This window comes from Streptomyces pactum (genome assembly GCF_016031615.1).
Taxonomy (GTDB): domain Bacteria; phylum Actinomycetota; class Actinomycetes; order Streptomycetales; family Streptomycetaceae; genus Streptomyces; species Streptomyces pactus.
In genome coordinates this window covers 2,178,823-2,200,591 of sequence record NZ_JACYXC010000001.1, presented here as the reverse complement: position 1 = coordinate 2,200,591, position 21,769 = coordinate 2,178,823, and the positions used below count along the sequence as shown (strand labels likewise).

Below are 21,769 nucleotides of genomic sequence, written 5' to 3'. Positions count from 1 at the left end.
GGGAGAACCGATGAGCTCCGCCTTCGTCCCAGCCGCCCGGACCGGAACGGTCCTCGCCGACGCCGTCCTCGGCACCGTCCGGCGGTCCCCCGCCACCGCCCGGCAGGTGTTCGTCCGGGACGCGGCCCTGGTCACCGGCGGCGCCGTGCTGACCGGTCTGGCCGCCCAGATCGCCGTGCCGGTGCCCGGGTCGCCGGTCCCGGTGACCGGTCAGACGTTCGCCGCGCTGCTGGTCGGCACCTCGCTCGGCGCCGGACGCGGCTTCCTCTCGCTCGTCCTCTACACGCTGGCCGGCATGGCCGGCACGCCGTGGTTCGCCGAGGGCGGCTCCGGGGCGCTGGCCCCGTCGTTCGGCTACGTGCTGGGCATGCTGCTCGCCGCGACCGTGGTGGGCGCGCTGGCCCGCCGCGGCGGCGACCGGGACGTGCTGCGCACCGCGGGCACCATGGTGCTGGGCTCGGCGATCATCTACGCGGTGGGCGTGCCGTACCTGGCGCTCGCCGCGGACCTCTCGCCGAGCGCGGCGGTGGCCGCCGGGCTGACCCCGTTCCTGCTCGGTGACGCGCTCAAGGCGGCGCTGGCGATGGGCGTCCTGCCCACCGCCTGGAAGCTGCTGCACTCCCGCCGGGGCTGATGCCCCGGCCCGTTCTCGTGTGTCCGCGTCCTCATCGGCCGCGGTGTCCGTCGTCCGTGCGGCCCGTGTGCGTACCCGATGTCCGCACGCGTGCCGTCCGGTGGCGCACAGCCGGCCGGCGTCCCGCTCCGGTGGCCGTCGCGGCCCCGGTCACGGAGTCCGGTCGTACCGGTGTCACCGCGGCGCGGCGGTGTCCTTCCCGACCGGCTTCGCGCCGCCCTTGCCGAGCCGTTCGCGGAGCAGCGCGATGCCCACCACGACCACGGCGACCAGGACCGACATGGACACCTGGTCCCGGTTGGCGTCATCGGTGAACATGTAGCCCAGCACGAAGACGATCATCGCGATGGTCGCCCAGGTGAGGTACGGGAACAGCCACATCCGCACCACCAGCTTCTCCGGGGCCTCGCGGAGGATGATGCCGCGCATCCGCAGCTGGGTCAGGCAGATGACCAGCCACACGAAGAGCGCCACCGCGCCGGAGGAGTTCAGCAGGAACTGGAAGACGGTGTCGGGCCACTTGTAGTTGAAGAAGACCGCCACGAAGCCGAAGACCACCGAGCAGAGGATGGCCGTCTGCGGCACACCGCGCGAGGTGGTGCGGGCGAACGCCTTCGGCGCGTCGCCGCGCTGGCCGAGCGAGAAGGCCATCCGGGAGGCGGTGTACAGGCCGGAGTTGAGGCAGGACAGCACGGCGGTCAGCACGATGACGTCCATCACGTTGCCGGCGTGCGGGATGCCGATGGAGTTCAGCGCGGCCACGTAGGAGCCGTCCTCGACGATCTCCTCGGAGTTCCACGGCAGCAGGGTCAGCACCACGAAGATGGAGCCCAGGTAGAAGACGGCGATACGCCAGATCACGCTGTTGGTGGCCTTGGTGACCGCGCGCTGCGGGTCGGCGGACTCGCCGGCCGCCAGGGTGACGATCTCACTGCCCATGAAGGAGAAGACCACCATCAGCACACCGGTGAGGATGGCGCCCGCGCCGTGCGGCAGGAAGCCGCCGGTGTCGGTGAGGTGGGCGAATCCCGCGCCCTCGTTGTCCGAGCCGGGGAGCAGGCCGAAGACGGCGAGGCCGCCGACCACCACGAAGGCGCCGATCGCGACGACCTTGATCCCGGCGAACCAGAACTCGAACTCGCCGTAGGAGGCGACCGAGGCCAGGTTGGTGGCGGTGAGGACCACCATGACGATCAGGGCCCAGCCCCACTGGGGCACGCCCGGCATCCACTTCTCCAGGATCTCCGCGCCGGCGGTCGCCTCGACGGCGAGCACCACGACCCAGAAGAACCAGTAGAGCCAGCCGATGGAGAACCCGGCCCAGCGGCCGAGCGCCCGGTCGGCGTAGGCCGAGAAGGAGCCGGAGGTGGGGTGGGCCGCGGCCATCTCGCCCAGCATGCGCATGACGAAGACGACCATGACGCCGACCAGGGCGTACGAGATCAGGATGGCCGGTCCGGCCTTCGCGATACCCGCACCCGAGCCGACGAAGAGACCCGCGCCGATGACACCGCCGATGGCGATCATCGACAGGTGGCGGTTCTTGAGGCCTGCCTGCAGGCCGTCCCCGGTGGGGGTCATGCCGGGATCGCCGGATGACGTGCCAGGCGGGGTGGTCACTGGCTGTGTGCTCATGTGCACGTTCCTTAGCACCGAAGGGTTTTGAGCCAGGTCAGTGAATCTCAGGGTAAGAGATAGATGAACCTTTGAATCCGGATCGTTACTTGAGGTTTTCGTGAGCTTTCATGGCTGGGCAGCGGAAATACGATCAAGCGGATGGACGTATTCCGCTATTACGCTGCGCAGTTCACCGCCGCGGGCCGGTCCGGAGGGCCGGCCCGGACGCCCCTGCCGGAGAGCCGCGAGCCGCGCGAAGATCAGTTACCCGGGCCGGCCGGGCGGCACGCGTCACCCCCGTGCCCGCCGCCGGTGGCGGGGACGGCGGAGGAGCAGGGACGCCGCGCCGGGCGGGGGCGGCCGACGCCGTGGCGGGGGGCGGGGGCGCGGAGCCCGGGGACGCCGTGGCGGGGGTGGGGCGCGGGCGGGTCCGGCCCCGCGACGGGCGGGGACGGCGGCCGTGTCACACTGCATTCATGCGCGTGTACCTCGGCTCCGACCATGCCGGTTTCGAACTGAAGAACCACCTCGTCGAGTGGCTCAAGGCCCACGGCCACGAGCCGGTCGACTGCGGCCCGCACATCTACGACGCCCAGGACGACTACCCGCCGTTCTGCCTGCGCGCCGCCGAGCGGACCGCCGCGGACCCGGAGGCCCTGGGCATCGTGATCGGCGGTTCCGGCAACGGCGAGCAGATCGCCGCCAACAAGGTCAAGGGCGTCCGCGCCGCGCTGGCCTGGAGCGAGGAGACCGCCCGGCTCGGCCGTGAGCACAACGACGCCAATGTGATCAGCGTCGGTGGCCGGATGCACACCCTCGACGAGGCGACCCGGTTCGTGGAGATCTTCCTGAACACCCCGTACAGCGGTGAGGAGCGGCACACCCGCCGCATCGGGATGCTCAGCGCCTACGAGACCACCGGCGAGCTGCCGCCCGTCCCGGCCCACCACCCGCAGCAGGACTGATGCCGGAGGGGCACACCATCCACCGACTGGCCGCCGACCACTTCGAGAGGTTCGGCGGCCGGCCCGTGCGCGCCGCCAGCCCGCAGGGCCGGTTCGCGGACGGCGCGGCGCTGGTGGACGGCCGGGTGCTGGACCGGGCCGAGGCGCACGGCAAACACCTCTTCCTCGGGTTCGAGGGCACCGGCTGGATCCATGTGCACCTCGGGCTGTTCGGCACCTATGTGTTCGGCGACACACCGGCGCCGCCGCCCACGGCCACCGTACGGCTCCGGCTCACCGGTGACGCCTCGTACGCGGACCTGCGGGGGCCCACCGCCTGCGCGCTGATCACCGACGCCGAGAAGGACGCGATACACCGGCGGCTGGGCCCGGACCCGCTGCGTGAGGCCACCGCGCCGGAGGAGGAGCGCGGCGGGGAGCGCGCCTGGCTGCGGATCTCCCGGAGCCGGACCTCGATCGCCGCGCTGCTGATGGACCAGAAGGTGATCGCGGGCGTCGGCAACGTCTACCGGGCCGAGGTGCTGTTCCGCCACGGCATCGACCCCTACCGGCCCGGGCGTGAACTGACCCGTGCCGAGTGGGACGCCATCTGGACGGATCTGGTGGTGCTGATGCGGGAGGGGGTGCGGAACAACCGCATCGACACCGTCCGCCCGGAACACACCCCCGAGGCGATGGGCCGGCCGCCGCGCGTGGACGACCACGGCGGCGAGGTCTACGTCTACCGCCGGGCGCCGCAGCCCTGCCATGTGTGCGGCGACGAGATCCGCACCGCCGGTCTCGCCGCGCGCAACCTCTTCTGGTGCCCGGGGTGCCAGACGCGCTGACCGGCGCCCGGCGGGCTTCGCGCCCGCCCGCGCGGGACCGTCCGGACGGGAAGCCTCCGGACGGGAAGCCTCCGGGCGGGGAGCCCGCCTTCGGTGGGAGCTCGTCCCGGTAGGCCCGTCCGGGTAGGAGGCCACCCCCGGGGGAGCCCGTCCCGGCGGGCGGCCGGCCGCCCGCCGGGCGGGGGTCAGGCGGTGGCGAGGTCCAGGACCGCCTTGCCGTGCAGACGGCGGCCCAGCAACGTGTCCACCGCCTCGGCGGCCCGCTCCCAGCCGCCGCGCCAGGAGATCTGCGGGTCCAGCTCGCCGGCCGCGACCCGGGCGGCCAGCCAGGTCAGGTCCGGCCCCAGGTCGTCGGCGGTCAGCAGGTAGAACGTGGCGATGGTGCGGTCGTGGCGGCCCAGCTCGTCCCAGAAGGCGCCGAGCGGGAAGTGCTCGCCGCCGCCCGCGGACTGCCCCACGGTGACCAGCGTGCCCCGGGCGGCGAGCTTGCCGAACGCCGTCACCAGCTGCTCGCCGCCCACCATGTCCAGCACGCCGTGCACCGGCTCGTCCACCGCCTCCGGTCCCTGGACCACCTCATCCGCGCCCAGGGCGCGCAGCTCCTCCCCGTGCGCGGCCGGGTCGCCGGTGGAGGCGATGACATGGGCGCCGGCCATCCGGCCGAGCTGTACGGCGTACCGGCCGACCCCGCCGGTCGCGCCGGTGACCAGCACCCGGCGGCCGAGGACCGGGCCGATGCGGTGCAGGGCGCGCAGCGCGCTCGCACCGGCCACCGGCACGGTGCTGATCGCGCCCGGGTCCGCCCCCTCGGGCACGGTCCCCAGCATGGAGGTGTCCACGGCCCGCAGCTCCGCCCAGGCCCCGTCGCCGCCCAGGGTCACCACCGGGGTGCCGGCGGCCGGGCCGGAGCCGTCGGCGGCGGCCCGCTCGACCACGCCGGCGGCGTCCCACCCCAGGACCGTTCCCTCGGGGGCGTCCTGGATGCCGTGGCGGACCTCCCCGTAGTTGAGCGAGGTGGCGACCACCCGGACCAGCGCCTGGTGAGGGGGCGGGCCGGGGGTCAGAGGCGGTGCCGAGCCGGAGTCCGCCCGGGGCGGAGCGGTCAACGAGGAGTGCGCGCATGGATGCGTACCTTTCGGATCGCGCGGAGTGCGGGGTGCGAGGACACCGGCCCCGTGCGGGGCCGGGGGGTGGAACGGACGCCGTCCCGTATGGGACCGGGCGGCGAAGGGCGGCAGCGGGCGCGTGGGCACACGGATGCCACTCGGTAGCCGCTCGGGGGCGAGTGCCACTGAGTGGCATTAACCTACAAGAGGCAACTGCGCCTTCGCTACACTCACGTCATGAGCACCGCGCCCGGCCCCCGCACCAGCGACGAACGGCTGCCGCTGCGGGCCCGCAAGAAGCTCCGCACCCGGCAGGCACTGATCGACACCGCCCTGCGGCTCTTCACCGAGCACGGCTTCGACCGGGTGACCCTGGACGAGCTGTGCGACGCGGTGGAGGTGTCCAAGCGGACCTTCTTCCGCACCTTCACCAGCAAGGAAGACGTCGCCATGGCCCCCACCCAGGACCTGTGGGCGGCCTTCCTGGCGGACCTGGAGACCCGGCGGCCGGCCGGCGGCACGCTGCTGGAGATGCTCCGGGACGCGCTGCTCGCCGCGCTCGGCTCGATGACCGAGGAGGGGTGGGCGGAACGGGTGCGGCTCAGCGGCCGGCTGATCGCGCGCAACCCGTCGATGGACGCCCACGGGCGCCAGTTCTGCGAGCGCACCTGCCGGTCCGCCGTGGGACTCCTCCACCGCCACCTGGGGTTCCCCGGCCCGGACGGCACCTCGCCGGAGCCCGGAGCGGCTCAGGGGGCGGGCGCGGACCGGGCACCCGCCGCGGTGCCCGGGCCGGCCGTGGCGGCCGGTCCGGACGGCGCCGCCGGCGAGGCCGGTGCCGGCGGGACCGTCCCCGGCGACATGCGCGTCAGGCTCGCCTTCGACCTGCTGAACGCGGTGTTCCACCGGGCGCTGGAGGACTGGACCGCGATGCCGGGCGAGCCGACCCGGGAGGACCTCGCCGCCCGGGTGCGGGAGGCGTACGACGCGCTGCCCGGCACACTCGCCCTCCGCCCGGTGGTGCGCCCCGGTCCGGAGACCGGAACGGCGCCGGAGGCGGCGGGATCGGCAGCGGCGGCGTGGCCGGCGGCAGCGGCGGGGCCCATCGGGGGATAGCCGCGCCCGGTGCCCGGCCGGACCGGTCCGTGCCGGGCGACCGCGGTGGCTGCCCGGCCGGCGGGGCCGCGTGCAGCCGTGTACGACGGGACCGTGTACGGACGGGGCCGCGCACGACGGGACCGTGTACGGACGGGGCCGCGGCAAGGGGCAGCGTGCAGCCGGATGCGGCGGAGGCGCGTACCGCGGGGCCCGCGTACGACCGCGACCCGGCGGTGGGCGGCGGCGGGGCCGTACGGCCGGCCCCGCCGTCCGTGGTCAGAAACCGTGCGGCAGCCAGGGCGCCACATCGGTGCCGAACGCCGCGGACGCCTCGGCCAGCGCACCCGGCCGCAGTTCGGTGACCCGGCCCGCGCCGGCCAGCGCAGAGAGCCGGACACCGCCCAGGTACGCGGCGCCCAGGTCGCGGACGGACAGCCGCAGATCGGCCGGCTCGCCGGCCGGTACCCGCTCGCAGGAGGCGCCCTTGGCGTCGCCGGTCAGCCGCCAACGTCCGGCGTTCCAGGGGCAGAAGTCGTCCGCCACGTCGAACACCACGTCCACCGGGGCGGAGTAGGTCCGTGCGGACAGCGCCGCCCCCAGGTCCACCAGCCGGACGTGGAGGGAGTCGCGGACCCCGACCTGGCAGCGGCGGACGTCCGAGACCAGGTGCAGCCAGGGATCGTCCACCGGCCGGTTGCGGACCCGCAGCCGGGACGTCAGGTCGATCTCGAACAGGAACCGCCACAGCGCCGCGTACGTGGCCGGGTCGAGCGCCTCCAGGTCACGCAGCACCACCGTCCCCTCCGGGCCGGACGTCTCCCACACCGGGCGGACGGCGTAGCGCGCGTAACCGGTCACCTCGCCCGCCCGTTCGGCCAGCACGCACAGCAGCGGCGACGCGCCCTCCCGGTCCGCGGGCGGGTCGAGCAGCGGCAGCCGGTCCCAGCCCGGGGCCCGCTCCAGCATCGCCGGACGGGTGGGCACCCGCCGGGCGTAGACCGACTCGCACACCTCCCGGGCGTCCGCGGGCCCGGTCAGCCGGAGCCGCACCTCCTCGGTGCCCGCCGGCACCCGCAGCCGGACCCGGGCGGTGTCGATCTCGGCGAACACGTTCTGGGTGGCGATGCCGTAGCCGAACCGGCCGTAGATCTCCGGCTCGGACGCGGTGAGCGCCGCGATCGGCTCACCCCCCTCACGGACGTCCGTCAACTGCCGCCGCATCATGGCTGTCAGCAGCCCGCGCCGCCGGTGCGTGGGCTGCACACCGACCATGGTGACCCCCGCGGTGGGCACCGGCGCGCCGCCGGGCACCGTCATCCGGAAGGTGAACGCCCCGGCGCCGGCGACGATCTCCCCGCCGTCCCGCACCGCCAGGCACCGCTCGACCTCGATCAGGTCCTGCCACAGCGCCCGCTCCTCCGCGGCCTCCGGGACCCCGCCGAAGGCCAGGTCCAACTTGCCGTACCACTCGTCCCAGTCCTCCGGGCGCAGCGTTGCCACCTCAGTCGTCATGTGTCATGCCTATCAGCGACTCTTCGCACGGGCGACCGTATTTCCCGGCCCTCCGCCCGCCCTGGAGAGTGGTCTGGGCCACCGCGAATCGACGCGCGTCCGAACGGGTGGGTAGGGTCCCGAAGCAATGAGTGGAAGAGGTGGAGCGGACTCGCCGACGGCCCGGATGCGCAAGGCGCTGCACCGGGTCCGCACCGGCGTGCGCAAAGCCGGGGTGGACTACTTCCGCGGCGACGGTTCCGACTGGCTGGCCCTGGCCGCCCTGCTGCTGTCGGTTCCCGCCCTCGCCGTCGGCACCGTCGCCCAGCCCGACTGGTGCTCACCCACCGCGCTGGTGCTGCCGATCGTCGCCGGCGGGCTGCTGCTCCGCCCCGCCAGCCTGCTCGCGCTGTACGCGGCCGCCGCGGCGGCGCTCATCGTGGAGTCCGCCGCGCTGGGCCCGTATCCGGACGGGCCGGACCGGGTGACCCCCGGCACCATCCTGGTGGTGGCCGCCGTCGGGTTCTCCGGGCTGCTCATCGCGCAGTTCCGCAGCCGGGTGGGCGTCCCCTGGAGACGCGGCGGGACGATGCTGTTCGACCTGCGCGAACGCATCCGCGTACAGAGCAAGCTGCCCACCCTGCCGCCGGGCTGGCACCGGGAGATGGCGCTGCGCCCGGCCGGCGGCCAGTCCTTCTCCGGTGACTTCGTGGTGGCGGCCCGCACCAACGGCGGCCGCACCCTTGAAGTGGTGCTCACCGACGTCTCCGGCAAGGGGATGGACGCCGCCTCCCGGGCGCTGCTGCTCTCCGGGGCGTTCGGCGGCCTGCTCGGCTCACTGCCGCCGCACGGCTTCCTGCCCGCCGCCAACGGCTACCTGCTCCGCCAGGACTGGGACGAGGGGTTCGCCACCTCCGTCCACCTGGTCCTCGACCTCGACAGCGGCGACTACGAGCTGCTGTCCGCCGGGCACCTGCCCGCCCTCCAGCTCAACGCGGGCAGCGGCACCTGGGAGCAGAAGTGCGCCGAGGGGCCGCTGCTGGGCGTCTACGACGGGGCGCAGTTCGACCCGGTGAAGGGCCGGCTCCGCCCCGGTGACGTGCTGATGCTCTTCACCGACGGACTGGTGGAGACCGCCGACCGCGACATCAGCGAGGGCATGGACCGGCTGACCGGGGAGGCGGACCGGTACGTCGCCTCCGGCTTCCACGGGGCCGCCTGGCACCTGATCGAGGCCGTCGCCAAGGACGTCAACGACGACCGGGCGCTGCTGCTGATCTGCCGGGACTGACCGCCCGGCCCCGGCCCCCGGTCCGGCTCCCACACGCTCCGCCCTCCGCCCCCGCCCGGCCCGGTCCCGCACGGCCCCGGTGCCTGGGCCCGTGCCGGTTCGCCCGGCGGCCACCCCGCACGGCCCCGGTCTCCGCCCCGCACGCTCCTACGGCCCCCGGCCCCGGTCTTGCCGGCGGGCACCGGCGTCCGCACCCGTCCCCCGGTCCCCCGGCCCCCGGTACGGTCCCGGACCCGCCCCCGCGCGTGGCGCCGGCCCCGCCCGCTCCCACACCGCCCAGGTCAGGCCGGCTCCCGGTGCGTCTTCGGGTTTTCCCCACCCCCCGATCCGCCGGGCACCGTCATGGTGGCGGCCCCCTCCCGATCCGTACGTTCGATGTACCGGGTACCGCACGGTGTCCGGCCGGGAACGAAGGGACCAGACATGGGGTGGCGCGGCACACGGCGGCCGAACGGGCGGAAGGCCGCCACGGGGACCGGCGAGTGGGCGGTGGAACTCCACGGCGTACGCCGGCGGTACGGGCGCGGCTCCGGCGCGGTGGACGCGCTGCGCGGCATCGACCTGGCACTGCCGCACGGCAGCTTCACCGCGGTCATGGGCCCCTCGGGGTCCGGCAAGTCCACCTTCCTGCAGTGCGCCGCCGGGCTCGACCGGCCCGACGCGGGCAGCGTCCGGCTCGGCGGGACCGAGATCACCGACATGAGCGAGAACAAGCTGACCGCGCTCCGCCGCACCCGGCTGGGCTTCGTCTTCCAGGCGTTCAACCTGCTGCCGTCGCTCACCGTCGAGCAGAACGTGCTGCTGCCGATGCGGCTGGCCGGGGTCCGTGCCGACCGGGCCCGGGCCCGCGAGGTGCTCGCCCAGGTGGGCCTGGACCGGCACGCCCAGCGCCGGCCCGGCCAGCTCTCCGGCGGCCAGCAGCAGCGGGTGGCCATCGCCCGCGCCCTGGTCACCCGGCCGGACGTGATCTTCGCCGACGAGCCGACCGGGGCCCTGGACACCGGCACCGCCACCGAGATCCTCACCCTGCTGCGCCGGGCCGTGGACGAACTGGGCGCGACCGTCACCATGGTGACCCACGACCCCACCGCGGCCGGCTACGCGGACCGGGTGCTCTTCCTCGCCGACGGCGCGTTCGCCGGCCACCTGCCGCGCACCACGCCCGACCGGATCGCCGCCCGCCTCGCCGAGCTGACCGCCCGGCCCGGCCCGGCCGCCGGCGCCGGGTACCGGCCGGCCATGGCCCACGCCCAGGGGGCCGGGGCATGAGGACGCCGAGCAACGGGCTGGCCCGCGCGGCCATCCGCTTCAAGCCCTCCTCCTTCGTGGGCACCTTCGTCGCCCTCGCGCTGGCCGCGGTGATCGTCTCGGCCTGCGGCATCCTGCTGGAGGGCGGCATCCGGGCCGCCATGCCCCCGGTGCGGTACGCCGACGTCCCGGTCGTGGTCGCCGCCGACCAGCGCGCCCACCTCACCACCGGCAGCGGCGATGAGCGCGAGGACGTCCCCGCGCAGGTGCCGGACCACGAGAGGGTGGACGCCGCGCTGCTGAGCACGGTGGTCCGCACCCCCGGGGTGGCCTCCGCCGTCCCCGACGTGACCTTCCCGGTCCGGCTCGGCGAACCCGCCGGGCGGCCCGGCGCGGAGCCGCTGGCCGCGCACGGCTGGGGCGCGGCCGCGTACACCGGCGTCACGCTGCGCTCGGGGTCCGCGCCGCGCACCGGCGAGACCGTGCTGAGCACCCCGGCCGCGACCGCCGCCGGCGTGCGGGTGGGCGACCGCGTCACCCTGCGCGCCGCCGACGGCGACCACCGGCTGCGGGTCTCCGGGATCGCCGACGGCGGCCCGGGGGAGACCTCCGGCGCGCCGGTGTGGCTCACCGACCGCCAGGCGGCGGCCTTCTCCGGCCACCCCGGCCGGGTGGACGCGTTCCTGGTCCGCCCGGACGCCGGCACCGACCCGGGACGGCTCGCCGACCGGCTGGACGAGCGGTTCCGCCCGGGCGGCTCGGGCGCCGAGGCGTACACCGGTGACGACCGCGGCGGCGCCGAGGAGGCCGGCGTGTCCGAGGCCAAGGAGGTGCTCATCGCGCTCGGCGGCTCCTTCGGCGGGATCGCCACCATGACCGCGGTCTTCACCGCGGCCGGTACCGTCGCCCTCTCCGTGGGGCAGCGCCGCCGGGAGTTCGCCCTGCTGCGCGCCATCGGCGCCACCCCGCGGCAGATCCGCCGCTCGGTCGCCGCCGAGGCGCTGCTCATCGCCCCGCTCGCCGGACTGGTCGGCTGCCCCGCCGGGGTGGCGCTGGCCCACTGGTGGTTCGGCGAACTCCAGGACCGGGGCGCCGTCCCCGCCTCCGTCGAGCTGACCTACTCCTGGCTGCCGCCGCTCGCCGCGGTCGGCGCGGTCAGCCTCACCGCGGTCGCCGCCGGCCTGATGGCCGCCCGCCGGCCGGCCCGCATCCGGCCCGGCCAGGCGCTCGGCGAGGCCGCGGTGGAGCGGGTCCGGCCCGGCTGGGTGCGCACCCCGCTGGGGATCGTGGCACTGGTGGGCGGCATCGTGCTGGCCGGGGTCGCGGCCGGCGCCACCGGGGAGGACGCGGCGAACATCGCGCTGGGCGTGGTGATGTGCTTCATGCTGTCGGTCGCCCTGCTGGGCCCGCTGATCGCCCGGCTCTGCGCCGGACTGTTCGGCCTGCCGATGCGCGCCGGTCCGGCCGCCGCCCACCTCGCCGCCGCCAACTCCCGGGCCAACGCCCGCCGGCTCGCCTCCGCGGTCACCCCGATCGTGCTCGCCATGGCGTTCGCCTCCACCCTGGTGTTCATGCACACCAGCCAGGACCACGCGGCCTCCGGGGAGCGCCGCGCGGGCCTGGTCGCGGACCGGGTCATCACCGCGCCCGGCGGGCTGCCCGCGGGCACCGCCGAGCGCGCCGCGGCCACCCCCGGCGTGGACACCGCGGTCGGCGTGCTGCGCACCGGCGTCCTGGTACGGGTCGACTCCGGCGGCGCGATGCTCTCCGCCGCCACGGCGCAGGGCGTCACCGCCGGCCGGGACCTCGCCGCCGTGCAGGACCTGGACGTCACCGCCGGCCGGCTGGCCGACCTGCGGCCCGGCACGGTGGCCCTGGACAGCCGCCTCGCCCACGAGGCGGGCGTCGGCCTCGGCGACCGGCTGCCGCTGCGGCTGCCGGACGGCACCCGGCGCTCGGTCACCGTGGTGGCCACCTACGGCCGCGGCCTGGGCCTGGCCCAGGTCACGCTGGACCGCTCGGAGCTGGCCGGGTACGTCACCGCGTCCTACGACACCGAGGTGCTGGTCCGCACCGCCGGCGGCGCCGACCCCGAGCGGGTCGCGGAGCGGCTCGCCGCGCTCGGCGAGGTGACCGACCGGGACGGCTACCGGGCGGCGCTCGACAAGAACGCCGAGGTCAGCGCCTGGGCCAACATGACCATGGCGGCGGTGCTGGGCGGCTTCGCCGCGGTGGCGGCGGCGAACACCCTGGTGATGACGGTGCTGGACCGCCGCCGGGAGCTGCACACGCTGCGCCTGATCGGCTCCACCCGGCGGCAGGTGCTGGGCATGGTCCGCTGGGAGGCGCTGCTGGTCGCCGTGGTCGGCGCGGCCCTGGGCAGCCTCATCGCCCTGGCGACGCTCCGGCCGCTGGTGCGCGGCATCACCGGCGCCGCGCCCCACATCCCGCCGGCCGTCTACGGCTCCTTCATCGGCGCCGTGCTGCTGCTGGGGTGGGCCGCCACCGAACTGCCGGCCCGCGCCGCGCGCTCGCGGCGCGGCCCCGGGCAGCGGCGGCCGGTGACACCCGGCCCCGGGCGGGCCGGCACCAGCGCCCAGGGGCGCCCGGTACGAGGGGCGCCCCGGGCGTCAGCGTCACGGCCCCGGGGCCGGGCGCGGACGCGGGAGGAGGGCGGTTGGACGAGACGGGGCGGTCAGCGCACGGCCGGCGCGGCGGCGGAAGTGGCGGCCGGTGCGGTGGCCGCCCCCCGCCCGTCCCGGCGGTCCGGTTCCGGTGCGAAGGCCCAGGGGATCCGGGGCTCCATCGCCCAGCGGAACATCCGCCGCACCGGCGGGGTGCACAGCACGGTGACCACCCCGGCGGCGACGACCGTGACGGCGATCTGGCCCAGCGGCTCGTGGAGCCAGCGGTACTCGTCGTACCAGCCCCAGAAGCGGGAACCCTTGGCGAGGAAGCCGTGCAGCAGGTAGCCGTAGAGCGTCCCCGCGCCGAGCACGGTGAACCAGGTGCGCCGCCGCGGCACCCAGGCGAGGAAGCCGGTGACCAGCACCGCCGAGCAGCAGAAGAGCGCCAGCGTCATCACCGGGCCGGTCCACGGCGGGGCGCCCAGCTCCTGCACGCTGTCGCGGTGGTAGAACCAGGCCGCGTTCATCCGGGGCGCCGCCCAGTAGGCGACCGCCAGGGCGCAGCCGAACACCGGGAGCGCCGCCAGCCGCACCTCGCGCCGGGCCGGCCACCGGAAGTGCTCAGGCCGCAGGCGCAGGCCGATCACGAAGAACGGCAGGAACTGGAGCACCCGCTGGAGGTCGAGGTCGTCCCCGATGTCCGGGGAGACCGACGCCAGGGCGGCGACGATCAGGGAGACCAGGACGGGCCGGCGGATCACCCGCCAGACCGGGGCGGTCAGCCGCCACACGAACAGCGCGACCAGGAACCAGGTGAGGTACCAGGGGTCGAGCAGGCTGAAGTCGTAGGTGGGATCGTCGTCCGCCCACCGCTTGAAGAGGGTGTACGCCACCTCGAACAGCACATAGGGCACCGCGACGCCGGTGATCAGCCGCCTGACCCGGTCCGGCCGGGCGTCGAAGCCGCGGGAGAAGTAGCCGGAGATCAGGATGAACGCCGGCATGTGGAAGGCGTAGACCGTCATGTAGAGCGCCTCCGCGGCGCGGCTGTCGTCGGTCAGCGGCTCCCAGGAATGGCCCATCGCGACCAGTACGATCGCGAGGTACTTCGCATTGTCGAAGAACGGGTCCCGGGGCTCGGCGCCCTTCCCGCCGGGCGCGGCGGGCGGTGCCGGACGCTCCCCGGCGGAGGCCGGGGGCGGGCCGTCCGGCGGTGGCGCCTGCTGCGCCGGGGGGAGCGGGGGAACAGGGCGGGACCGGGTGAACGCAGTGTGTCCGTCACAGGCGCTCCCGGGGGAACGTGGGGGGAAGAACCTGCGGCTGCACTGCGCATGGCGAGGTGGGGGCAGCGTGGAACATCTGAGGGACCATAGCGCCGCCCCGGCTATTCGGTAAAACCCCGCCCGGCATTTCTCCGGCGCTCCGGCGATTTCCGCGTCCATGCATCCGATACCACGCACCGCTATGTCTGATCTGTGCGGTTTCATCCCCCTTAAAGGGGGCATATGCCCAGCAAGTGGCGCCGGTGATATGTCAGAATCAATGTTCTTATGTCGGGGTGGCGGGTCGGCCTCCGGTGAATTCGGTATTTCTCCGCCGAGGGGACGTCGCGGCAGCCTTGAATTCGAAATCCGGGCACATCGTCGAATGGTGTCCGGAGTCACTCGCGCGGTATCCGGCCGCCCCGGCGGCGGCGTGCCCGGTGTCCCCGGTGAGAGTGTTCGATCCGTCACGAGCCCCCGGCGCCGGGCCAGTTGATGGCACGATGGGGACGTGGGGGGTGTACCGGGATGTGCCCCTCGGGCCGGTAAGACGGATGGCGACCGCGAGGGCGAGTGATCAGCTGTGGTTATTTCCGTGTCCTTGGTGCTGCTGGTGGGCATCGTCATGTTCCTGATGATCCGCAGCGGCAAACTCAAGGGGGGTCCGGCGCTGGTCGCGATCCTCTTCGGCTTCCTGCTGGCCTCGACCGACATGGCCCCCGACATCCAGGAGTTCCTGAACTCGCTCTCCCGGACCATCGCCGACATCGACCTCTGACCGTCCGCGGCGACCGCCGACCGGTCCGTCCGGCGCTGGGTGCGCCGGCCGCGCGCTCCCCGGTACGGGCGGCCGCGCGCGGTCCGCGTCCGCCTCGGTGGCCACCGCCGGCCTCCGGGCTGCCCGCCGGTGGCTCCGCACGGGTGTGCCGTCGCGAATGCGAACACCCGAACCCGTCGCGTACGCGAACGCGGGAACACCCGGCCCCCCGGGGTCGGACGCCTCGCCGGGGGAGCGGTGCACCGGGAACCGGAAGCGCGGGTGCGCCGGCGCCCGGCGGGCGGGGCGCGGCCGGTGGGGGACCGCACGGCCGGCCGGACGGACGGACCGGCGGGTGGTGGTCGGGGCGCGGTGGAAGCGTGAGGGAAGCCCGGCGGGGACGCGGGGCGCGAGGGCGCGGGATGCGAGGGCGCGGGTGCGGTGCGCACGGCCGGCCGCGCGCCGCCACGGGCCCGTGGGGCGCCGGGCGGACCTCCGGGCGCCGCCGGAGACCCCGGGCGCCGCGCAGAGCCCCGGTGCGCCCCTCGGTGGCGTGAACGACGACGGCCCGGCCGGGAATCCCGGGCCGGGCCGTGTCACGCGATGCGCGCCGAGCGGGCGACGGGAATCGAACCCGCGTAGCCAGTTTGGAAGACTGGGGCTCTACCATTGAGCTACGCCCGCGCGTACCGGTCGGCCACCGTGTCGGTGGCGTGACGGCACGATGTGCATCGTAGCGGGTCGCGACCGTCTTCCGCACACTCCGGACGAAGCCCGGGAGAACGCCGCCCTCCAGTGGAAATGCGGCGGCCCGCGGGGCCGTGGCCATGTACCCTACGTGTCGCACCGACGGGGTGTGGCGCAGCTTGGTAGCGCGTCCGCTTTGGGAGCGGAAGGTCGTCGGTTCGAATCCGGCCACCCCGACCATCAACACCGGCACCGACGCCAAGATCGCGTTGTGGGCGCCGTCGCGCATGCGGTTACTATGCAAACTGCGTGCCTGTGTCTCTCTACCGGGCGCGATCCGCCGGGTCGCTGAATCGCAGCGGACCGGCAGAACCCCAGATGTCAGCCCCAAGGAGACCGAACCGTGAAGAGCGCCGTGGAGACCCTGAACCCGACCCGGGTTCGGCTCACTGTCGAGGTGCCCTTCGAGGAGCTCAAGCCCAGCCTCGACGCGGCGTACAAGAAGATCAACCAGCAGGTCACTGTGCCGGGCTTCCGCAAGGGCAAGATCCCTGCCCGGGTCATCGACCAGCGGTTCGGTCGCGGCGCCGTGCTGGAGGAGGCCGTCAACGACGCGCTCCCGAAGTTCTACACCGAGGCCGTCAACGAGGGTGAGCTCAACCCCCTCGGCCAGCCCGAGGTGGACATCACCGAGCTCAAGGACAACGAGCTGCTGACGTTCACCGCCGAGGTGGACATCCGCCCGGCCATCGAGATCCCGGACTACTCCGGCATCGAGGTGACCGTGGACGCCGTGGAGATCTCCGACGAGGACGTGGAGAACTCGGTCCAGCAGCTGCGGGAGCGCTTCGCCACCACCTCCGTGGTCGAGCGCGCCGCGGCCGAGGGCGATGTCGTCACCATCGACCTGGAGGCCAAGGTCGACGGCGAGGTGCTGGAGGACGGCGTCGCCAAGGGCGTCACCTACACCATCGGCTCCGGCGAGCTGCTGGACGGCATCGACGAGGCCGTCACCGGCCTGGAGGCCGGCGGCAGCGCCACCTTCACCTCCGAGCTCAAGGGCGGCTCCGCCCAGGGCAAGGAGGCCGAGGTCAAGGTGGACGTCACCGAGGTCAAGGCCCGTGAGCTGCCCGAGCTGGACGACGAGTTCGCCCAGCTGGCGAGCGAGTTCGACACCCTGGAGGAGCTGAAGGCCGACAGCCGCAAGCGGCTGGCCCAGTCCCGCCGGTTCCAGCAGGCCACCGAGGCCCAGGAGAAGGTGCTCGACGCCCTCCTGGAGCTGGTCGAGGTCCCGCTGCCGGAGAAGCTCCTCGAAGAGGAGATCCGCACCCGCAAGCACAACCTGGAGCACCACCAGCTCGGCCAGATGGGCATGACGCTGGAGGCGTACCTGAAGATCCAGGACAAGACCGAGGAGCAGTTCGAGGCCGAGCTCAAGGAGCAGGCCGAGAAGGGCATCAAGACCCAGTTCGTCCTCGACGAGCTGGTCAACAAGGAGAAGCTGTCGGTCGGCCAGGAGGAGCTCACCGAGCACCTGGTGCGCCGTGCGCAGTCCTCCGGCATGAGCCCGGACCAGTTCGCCCAGGCCGTCGTCGAGGGTGGCCAGGTGCCGATGCTCGTCGGTGAGGTCGCCCGCGGCAAGGCGCTCGCCGTCGTGGTCGAGGCCGCCACCGTCAAGGACACCAACGGCGAGATCGTGGACCTGGACGACGAGGACGAGACGGACGAGACCGCCGAGACGGTCGAGGCCGCCGAGGGCACCGAGGACGCCGCCGAGGAGGCGTCCGAGGAGCGGACGGAGAAGTCCGAGGGCTGATCCGCCGCCCCGGCACCGCCCCCGCACGGCTCGCAGGAACGGGCCCGGACGCCCCGCCGCGTCCGGGCCCGTTCGCTCATCCGCGGCCGCCGGGGGCGCCGCGTCCGGCGACCCCCGGGCGGGTCCCTCGGCCGGGCGCCACGGCCCCCCCGCCGGTCGCCCACGGGCCCCGGCGGGCGCCCCGCGGCCCGCCGCGGCGGGCGAACCTGCGCTCAGAGCGAACAGTTCCTGATGCGGGATGGCGCCCGCCCACCAGCGCGTTAGGGTCCGTTAGTACGAGGGCAGGGGAGTCCCCATAAGACCCGGTAGTAGCCCGACGAAGATGCTGAGACGGCGCGTCGCCGTCAGAGAAGAGCAGGTGGACACGTGACGATTCCGATGCCTTCCGCCGCCACCCCGGCCTCCCTCGCCGGTCTCGGCGACCAGGTCTACAACCGGCTGCTCGACGAGCGGATCATCTTCCTCGGCCAGCCGGTCGACGACGACATCGCCAACAAGATCACCGCACAGCTGCTGCTGCTCGCCGCCGACCCGGAAAAGGACATCTTCCTCTACATCAACTCCCCGGGCGGCTCCATCTCGGCCGGCATGGCGATCTACGACACCATGCAGTACATCAAGAACGACGTGGTCACCATCGCGATGGGCCTCGCCGCCTCGATGGGCCAGTTCCTGCTGAGCGCCGGCACCCCCGGCAAGCGCTTCGCGCTGCCGAACGCCGAGATCCTCATCCACCAGCCGTCCGCCGGCCTGGCCGGTTCCGCGTCGGACATCAAGATCCACGCCGAGCGGCTGCTGCACACCAAGAAGCGGATGGCGGAGCTGACCGCCTTCCACACCGGCCAGACCGTCGAGCAGATCACCCGCGACTCCGACCGCGACCGCTGGTTCTCCGCCGACGAGGCCAAGGAGTACGGCCTGATCGACGAGGTCATCCACACGGCCTCCGGTATCCCGGGCGGCGGCGGCACCGGGGCGTGAGCCCGACGCCACCGCGTAGCCAGCCTCAGCCCACTGCTCAGACCAGGACGGTGAACACCCAGATGAACAACTTCCCCGGCTTCCTCCCCGGATCGGGCCTGCCCACGCGGCCGGAGACCCGGTACACCGGCCCCACCGCCGAGTCCCGTTACGTCGTCCCGCGGTTCGTGGAGCGCACCTCGCAGGGCATCCGCGAGTACGACCCGTACGCGAAGCTCTTCGAGGAGCGCGTGATCTTCCTGGGCGTGCAGATCGACGACGCCTCGGCCAACGACGTCATGGCGCAGCTGCTGTGCCTGGAGTCGATGGACCCCGACCGGGACATCTCGATCTACATCAACTCGCCCGGTGGCTCCTTCACCGCGCTGACCGCCATCTACGACACCATGCAGTTCGTGAAGCCGGACATCCAGACGGTCTGCATGGGCCAGGCGGCCTCCGCCGCGGCGGTGCTGCTCGCGGCCGGCACGCCCGGCAAGCGGATGGCGCTGCCCAACGCGCGGGTGCTGATCCACCAGCCGTACAGCGAGACCGGCCGGGGCCAGGTCTCCGACCTGGAGATCGCCGCCAACGAGATCCTGCGGATGCGCTCGCAGCTGGAGGAGATGCTGGCCAAGCACTCCACCCAGCCGATCGAGAAGATCCGCGACGACATCGAGCGGGACAAGATCCTCACCGCCGAGGAGTCCCTCGCCTACGGGCTGGTGGACCAGATCATCTCCACCCGGAAGTCGTCCGTCGGCCTGGGGTGACACACCCCTCCAGGTGCCCCCTTGGGCCGAGTCGGTCCAAGGGGGGCCCGCACAGCGGGCCCGGCAAGGTACCGTCATAGAGGCTGGGGGCTCGGCCCCCGTACAGAGCGCAGCGCAAGCACCCGGGTCCGCGGAACAGAGCGGATCCCAGGCGAAGGGGAAGCACCTCGTGGCACGCATCGGTGACGGCGGCGATCTGCTCAAGTGCTCGTTCTGCGGGAAGAGCCAGAAGCAGGTGAAGAAGCTCATCGCAGGCCCCGGTGTGTACATCTGCGACGAGTGCATCGACCTCTGCAACGAGATCATCGAGGAGGAGCTCGCCGAGACCTCCGAGGTGCGCTGGGAGGAGCTGCCCAAGCCCCGCGAGATCTACGAGTTCCTCGAAGGCTACGTGGTGGGGCAGGAGGCCGCGAAGAAGGCCCTGTCGGTCGCCGTCTACAACCACTACAAGCGGGTGCAGGCCGGCGAGAACGGCAGCCACAAGGACGACGGCATCGAGCTGGCCAAGTCCAACATCCTGCTGCTCGGCCCCACCGGCTCCGGCAAGACGCTGCTCGCGCAGACCCTCGCCCGGATGCTCAACGTCCCGTTCGCCATCGCCGACGCCACCGCCCTCACCGAGGCCGGGTACGTCGGCGAGGACGTGGAGAACATCCTCCTGAAGCTGATCCAGGCCGCCGACTACGACGTCAAGAAGGCCGAGACCGGCATCATCTACATCGACGAGATCGACAAGGTCGCCCGGAAGAGCGAGAACCCGTCGATCACCCGTGACGTCTCCGGCGAGGGCGTCCAGCAGGCGCTGCTGAAGATCCTGGAGGGCACCACCGCCTCGGTGCCGCCGCAGGGCGGCCGAAAGCACCCGCACCAGGAGTTCATCCAGATCGACACCACCAACGTGCTGTTCATCGTGGGCGGCGCGTTCGCCGGGCTGGAGAAGATCATCGAGTCGCGGGCCGGCGCCAAGGGCATCGGCTTCGGCGCCACCATCCGCTCCAAGCGCGAGATCGAGGCGAGTGACCAGTTCCAGGAGGTCATGCCGGAGGACCTGGTGAAGTTCGGGATGATCCCCGAGTTCATCGGCCGCCTCCCGGTGATCACCTCGGTCCACAACCTGGACCGCGAGGCGCTGCTGCAGATCCTGGTGGAGCCGCGGAACGCCCTGGTCAAGCAGTACCAGCGGCTGTTCGAACTCGACGGCGTGGAGCTGGACTTCGACCGCCCGGCGCTGGAGGCCATCGCGGACCAGGCGATCCTGCGCGGCACCGGCGCCCGGGGCCTGCGCGCGATCATGGAGGAGGTGCTGATGTCGGTGATGTACGAGGTCCCGTCCCGCAAGGACGTGGCCCGGGTGGTGATCACCGCCGACGTCGTCCACTCCAACGTCAACCCCACCCTGGTGCCGCGCACCCGTGGCGGGGAGAGCGGCGAGCGCCACGAGAAGAGCGCCTGACGCCGCACGCGCCCCACACCGCGCACGGCCCCCTGGGGGCCGGCCGAACGCCGAAGGGCCCCGGGAACGCATGTTCCCGGGGCCCTGGTGTGTTCCCGGGCCGCCAGCCCCCGCCGCGGCGCCGGGGCGCCGCGTGCCGGGATGTCCGCGACGGGTGTCACGCGGCCGGTGGGGGCAGGGGTACCGGTCCGCGGTGCCGGCCCCAGCGGCGCGGCACCGCGGCGGCTCAGGCCGGCTTGCGGCCGTCGCGGTACAGCTCCGCGGCGAGCTTGGCCCCGCCGTTGAGGTCCAGGTCCTCCTCCGCGGTGACGTCCGCGTCCAGGTTCACCACCATGCCGGCGTCGGTCTCCTCCGCCCAGGCGCACACCGCGGCGTAGTACGTGCCGTAGAGCTTGGCACCCTGGCACTCCACGGACGGGCCGTCCGCGCCGTCCGGCTGGAACGTCTTGCGTTCCCCGATCAGCTCGGCCTCGTCGTTCCCCTCGGGGTACCCCTTGAACATCGCGTCCCGCACCTTCTCCGGGGCGCTGAACTCGCCGTACATCCCGGAGAACGACAGGCCCGACCGGGGGTCGTCGGTGCGGGTGTAGCGGGCCAGCACCGACGTGGCGCCCTCCGGCATGCCCCGCTGGGCCTCGGCCGTCTCGTCCTTCAGCGGCCCCTCGTCCAGTTCGTACACCTCGCTGCCCAGCGATTTGGGCGGCACCAGCTTCATCGCCTCGGTGTCGTTCCCGCCGCCGGAGAGCACCACCGCGCCGACCACCGCCGCGGCGATCACCACCACCGCGGCGGAGGAGATCGCGATCACCTTGGTCCGGTCCTTGCGCGGGGCCGGCGGCACCGGCCCGGACGGCGCGCCGGCACCCTGGCCGTACGGGCCGGGCGCCTGCGGGTAGCCGTAACCGGGCTGCGGCGGGACCGGCTGCGGGGCCTGCCCGAAACCGGCGGGCGGGGCCGACGGGTAGCCGTAGCCGGGCTGCGGGTACCCGTAACCGGGCTGTCCGCCGGAGGCGCCGGGCGCGCCCGCGGGCGGCGGGGCGCCGAAGGAACCCGGGGCGTCCGCGGGCGGCTGGGCCGGCGTCCCGTCGTACGGGCCCGGCTGCCCGCCCGGGTACGGGCCGGACGGCGGTGGCGGCTGGTTGTAGCTCAAAGGGAGG

At 73.8% G+C, this 21,769-nt stretch carries 15 protein-coding genes, 2 tRNA genes and 2 pseudogenes; 13 read left to right on the top strand and 6 right to left on the bottom strand.

Annotation, left to right across the window (positions count from 1 at the left end; translation table 11 throughout):
• Window positions 1–10 precede the first annotated feature (10 nt).
• Window positions 11–634 (top strand): biotin transporter BioY, encoded by a 624-nt coding sequence (locus tag IHE55_RS08650; protein WP_197988491.1) that lies wholly within the window; start codon window positions 11–13, stop codon window positions 632–634.
• Between the two features lie 174 nt (window positions 635–808).
• Here the strand turns inward: IHE55_RS08650 and IHE55_RS08645 are convergent, their stop codons facing one another.
• Window positions 809–2,215, bottom strand: a complete 1,407-nt coding sequence (locus IHE55_RS08645; protein WP_232266104.1) for an amino acid permease — start codon at window positions 2,213–2,215, stop codon at window positions 809–811.
• A 512-nt stretch (window positions 2,216–2,727) separates the two neighbouring features.
• On the opposite strand from IHE55_RS08645, the gene IHE55_RS08640 reads away from it, so the two are divergent.
• Complete coding sequence (locus IHE55_RS08640) at window positions 2,728–3,216, top strand: ribose-5-phosphate isomerase (protein ID WP_197988489.1); 489 nt, start codon at window positions 2,728–2,730, stop codon at window positions 3,214–3,216.
• Complete coding sequence (locus IHE55_RS08635; RefSeq protein WP_197988488.1) at window positions 3,216–4,043, top strand: Fpg/Nei family DNA glycosylase; 828 nt, start codon at window positions 3,216–3,218, stop codon at window positions 4,041–4,043. Before IHE55_RS08640 ends, IHE55_RS08635 begins: the two co-directional genes overlap by 1 nt.
• Window positions 4,044–4,228: 185 nt before the next feature.
• On the opposite strand, the pseudogene IHE55_RS08630 reads toward IHE55_RS08635, so the two are convergent.
• A pseudogene (locus tag IHE55_RS08630) lies at window positions 4,229–5,165 on the bottom strand (zinc-binding dehydrogenase).
• A gap of 221 nt (window positions 5,166–5,386) precedes the next feature.
• Between IHE55_RS08630 and IHE55_RS32205 the strand changes: the two are divergent.
• Window positions 5,387–6,265 (top strand): TetR/AcrR family transcriptional regulator, encoded by an 879-nt coding sequence (locus tag IHE55_RS32205; protein ID WP_269671486.1) that lies wholly within the window; start codon window positions 5,387–5,389, stop codon window positions 6,263–6,265.
• A 258-nt stretch (window positions 6,266–6,523) separates the two neighbouring features.
• Here the strand turns inward: IHE55_RS32205 and IHE55_RS08620 are convergent, their stop codons facing one another.
• A complete protein-coding gene (locus tag IHE55_RS08620; RefSeq protein WP_197988487.1) occupies window positions 6,524–7,759 on the bottom strand; it encodes a GNAT family N-acetyltransferase in 1,236 nt (411 codons plus the stop codon).
• Window positions 7,760–7,886: 127 nt separating this feature from the next.
• Here IHE55_RS08620 and IHE55_RS08615 point away from each other — a divergent pair, with 127 nt between their 5' ends.
• The 3 genes and pseudogenes from IHE55_RS08615 to IHE55_RS08605 form a co-directional block, all read left to right on the top strand.
• Window positions 7,887–9,029, top strand: coding sequence for a PP2C family protein-serine/threonine phosphatase (locus tag IHE55_RS08615; protein WP_197988486.1), 1,143 nt, complete (start codon window positions 7,887–7,889; stop codon window positions 9,027–9,029).
• A gap of 423 nt (window positions 9,030–9,452) precedes the next feature.
• Window positions 9,453–10,298 carry an ABC transporter ATP-binding protein gene (locus IHE55_RS08610; RefSeq protein WP_197988485.1) on the top strand — a complete coding sequence of 282 codons (846 nt, stop codon included), beginning with the start codon at window positions 9,453–9,455 and terminating at the stop codon, window positions 10,296–10,298.
• Window positions 10,295–12,820: pseudogene (locus IHE55_RS08605) on the top strand (ABC transporter permease); the annotation flags it as partial. The gene IHE55_RS08610 and the pseudogene IHE55_RS08605, both read left to right, overlap by 4 nt.
• A 152-nt stretch (window positions 12,821–12,972) precedes the next feature.
• On the opposite strand, the gene IHE55_RS08600 reads toward IHE55_RS08605, so the two are convergent.
• Entirely contained in the window at window positions 12,973–13,986 is a 1,014-nt protein-coding gene (locus IHE55_RS08600) for an acyltransferase family protein (RefSeq protein ID WP_372442641.1), read from the bottom strand.
• 763 nt (window positions 13,987–14,749) lie between these two features.
• Here IHE55_RS08600 and IHE55_RS08595 point away from each other — a divergent pair.
• Complete coding sequence (locus tag IHE55_RS08595; RefSeq protein ID WP_197988483.1) at window positions 14,750–14,944, top strand: hypothetical protein; 195 nt, start codon at window positions 14,750–14,752, stop codon at window positions 14,942–14,944.
• Window positions 14,945–15,536: 592 nt separating this feature from the next.
• Here IHE55_RS08595 and IHE55_RS08590 read toward each other — a convergent pair.
• Window positions 15,537–15,607 (bottom strand) — tRNA-Gly (locus IHE55_RS08590).
• A gap of 166 nt (window positions 15,608–15,773) precedes the next feature.
• Here IHE55_RS08590 and IHE55_RS08585 point away from each other — a divergent pair.
• The 5 genes from IHE55_RS08585 (at window position 15,774) to clpX (ending at window position 20,612) form a co-directional block, all read left to right on the top strand.
• A tRNA-Pro gene (locus tag IHE55_RS08585) sits at window positions 15,774–15,850 on the top strand.
• A 163-nt stretch (window positions 15,851–16,013) separates the two neighbouring features.
• Window positions 16,014–17,426, top strand: a complete 1,413-nt coding sequence (tig, locus tag IHE55_RS08580; protein ID WP_197988482.1) for a trigger factor — start codon at window positions 16,014–16,016, stop codon at window positions 17,424–17,426.
• 378 nt (window positions 17,427–17,804) lie between these two features.
• Complete coding sequence (locus IHE55_RS08575) at window positions 17,805–18,407, top strand: ATP-dependent Clp protease proteolytic subunit (RefSeq protein WP_197991873.1); 603 nt, start codon at window positions 17,805–17,807, stop codon at window positions 18,405–18,407.
• Between the two features lie 62 nt (window positions 18,408–18,469).
• On the top strand, window positions 18,470–19,159 hold the full coding sequence (locus IHE55_RS08570; protein WP_232266102.1) for an ATP-dependent Clp protease proteolytic subunit: 690 nt from the start codon (window positions 18,470–18,472) through the stop codon (window positions 19,157–19,159).
• Window positions 19,160–19,328: 169 nt separating this feature from the next.
• On the top strand, window positions 19,329–20,612 hold the full coding sequence (clpX, locus tag IHE55_RS08565) for an ATP-dependent Clp protease ATP-binding subunit ClpX (protein ID WP_197988481.1): 1,284 nt from the start codon (window positions 19,329–19,331) through the stop codon (window positions 20,610–20,612).
• 226 nt (window positions 20,613–20,838) lie between these two features.
• Here clpX and IHE55_RS08560 read toward each other — a convergent pair whose 3' ends face one another.
• The gene (locus IHE55_RS08560; RefSeq protein WP_197988480.1) at window positions 20,839–21,762 is read right to left on the bottom strand and encodes a hypothetical protein; all 924 of its coding nucleotides are present in this window, start codon (window positions 21,760–21,762) and stop codon (window positions 20,839–20,841) included.
• Between the last annotated feature and the right edge of the window lie 7 nt (window positions 21,763–21,769).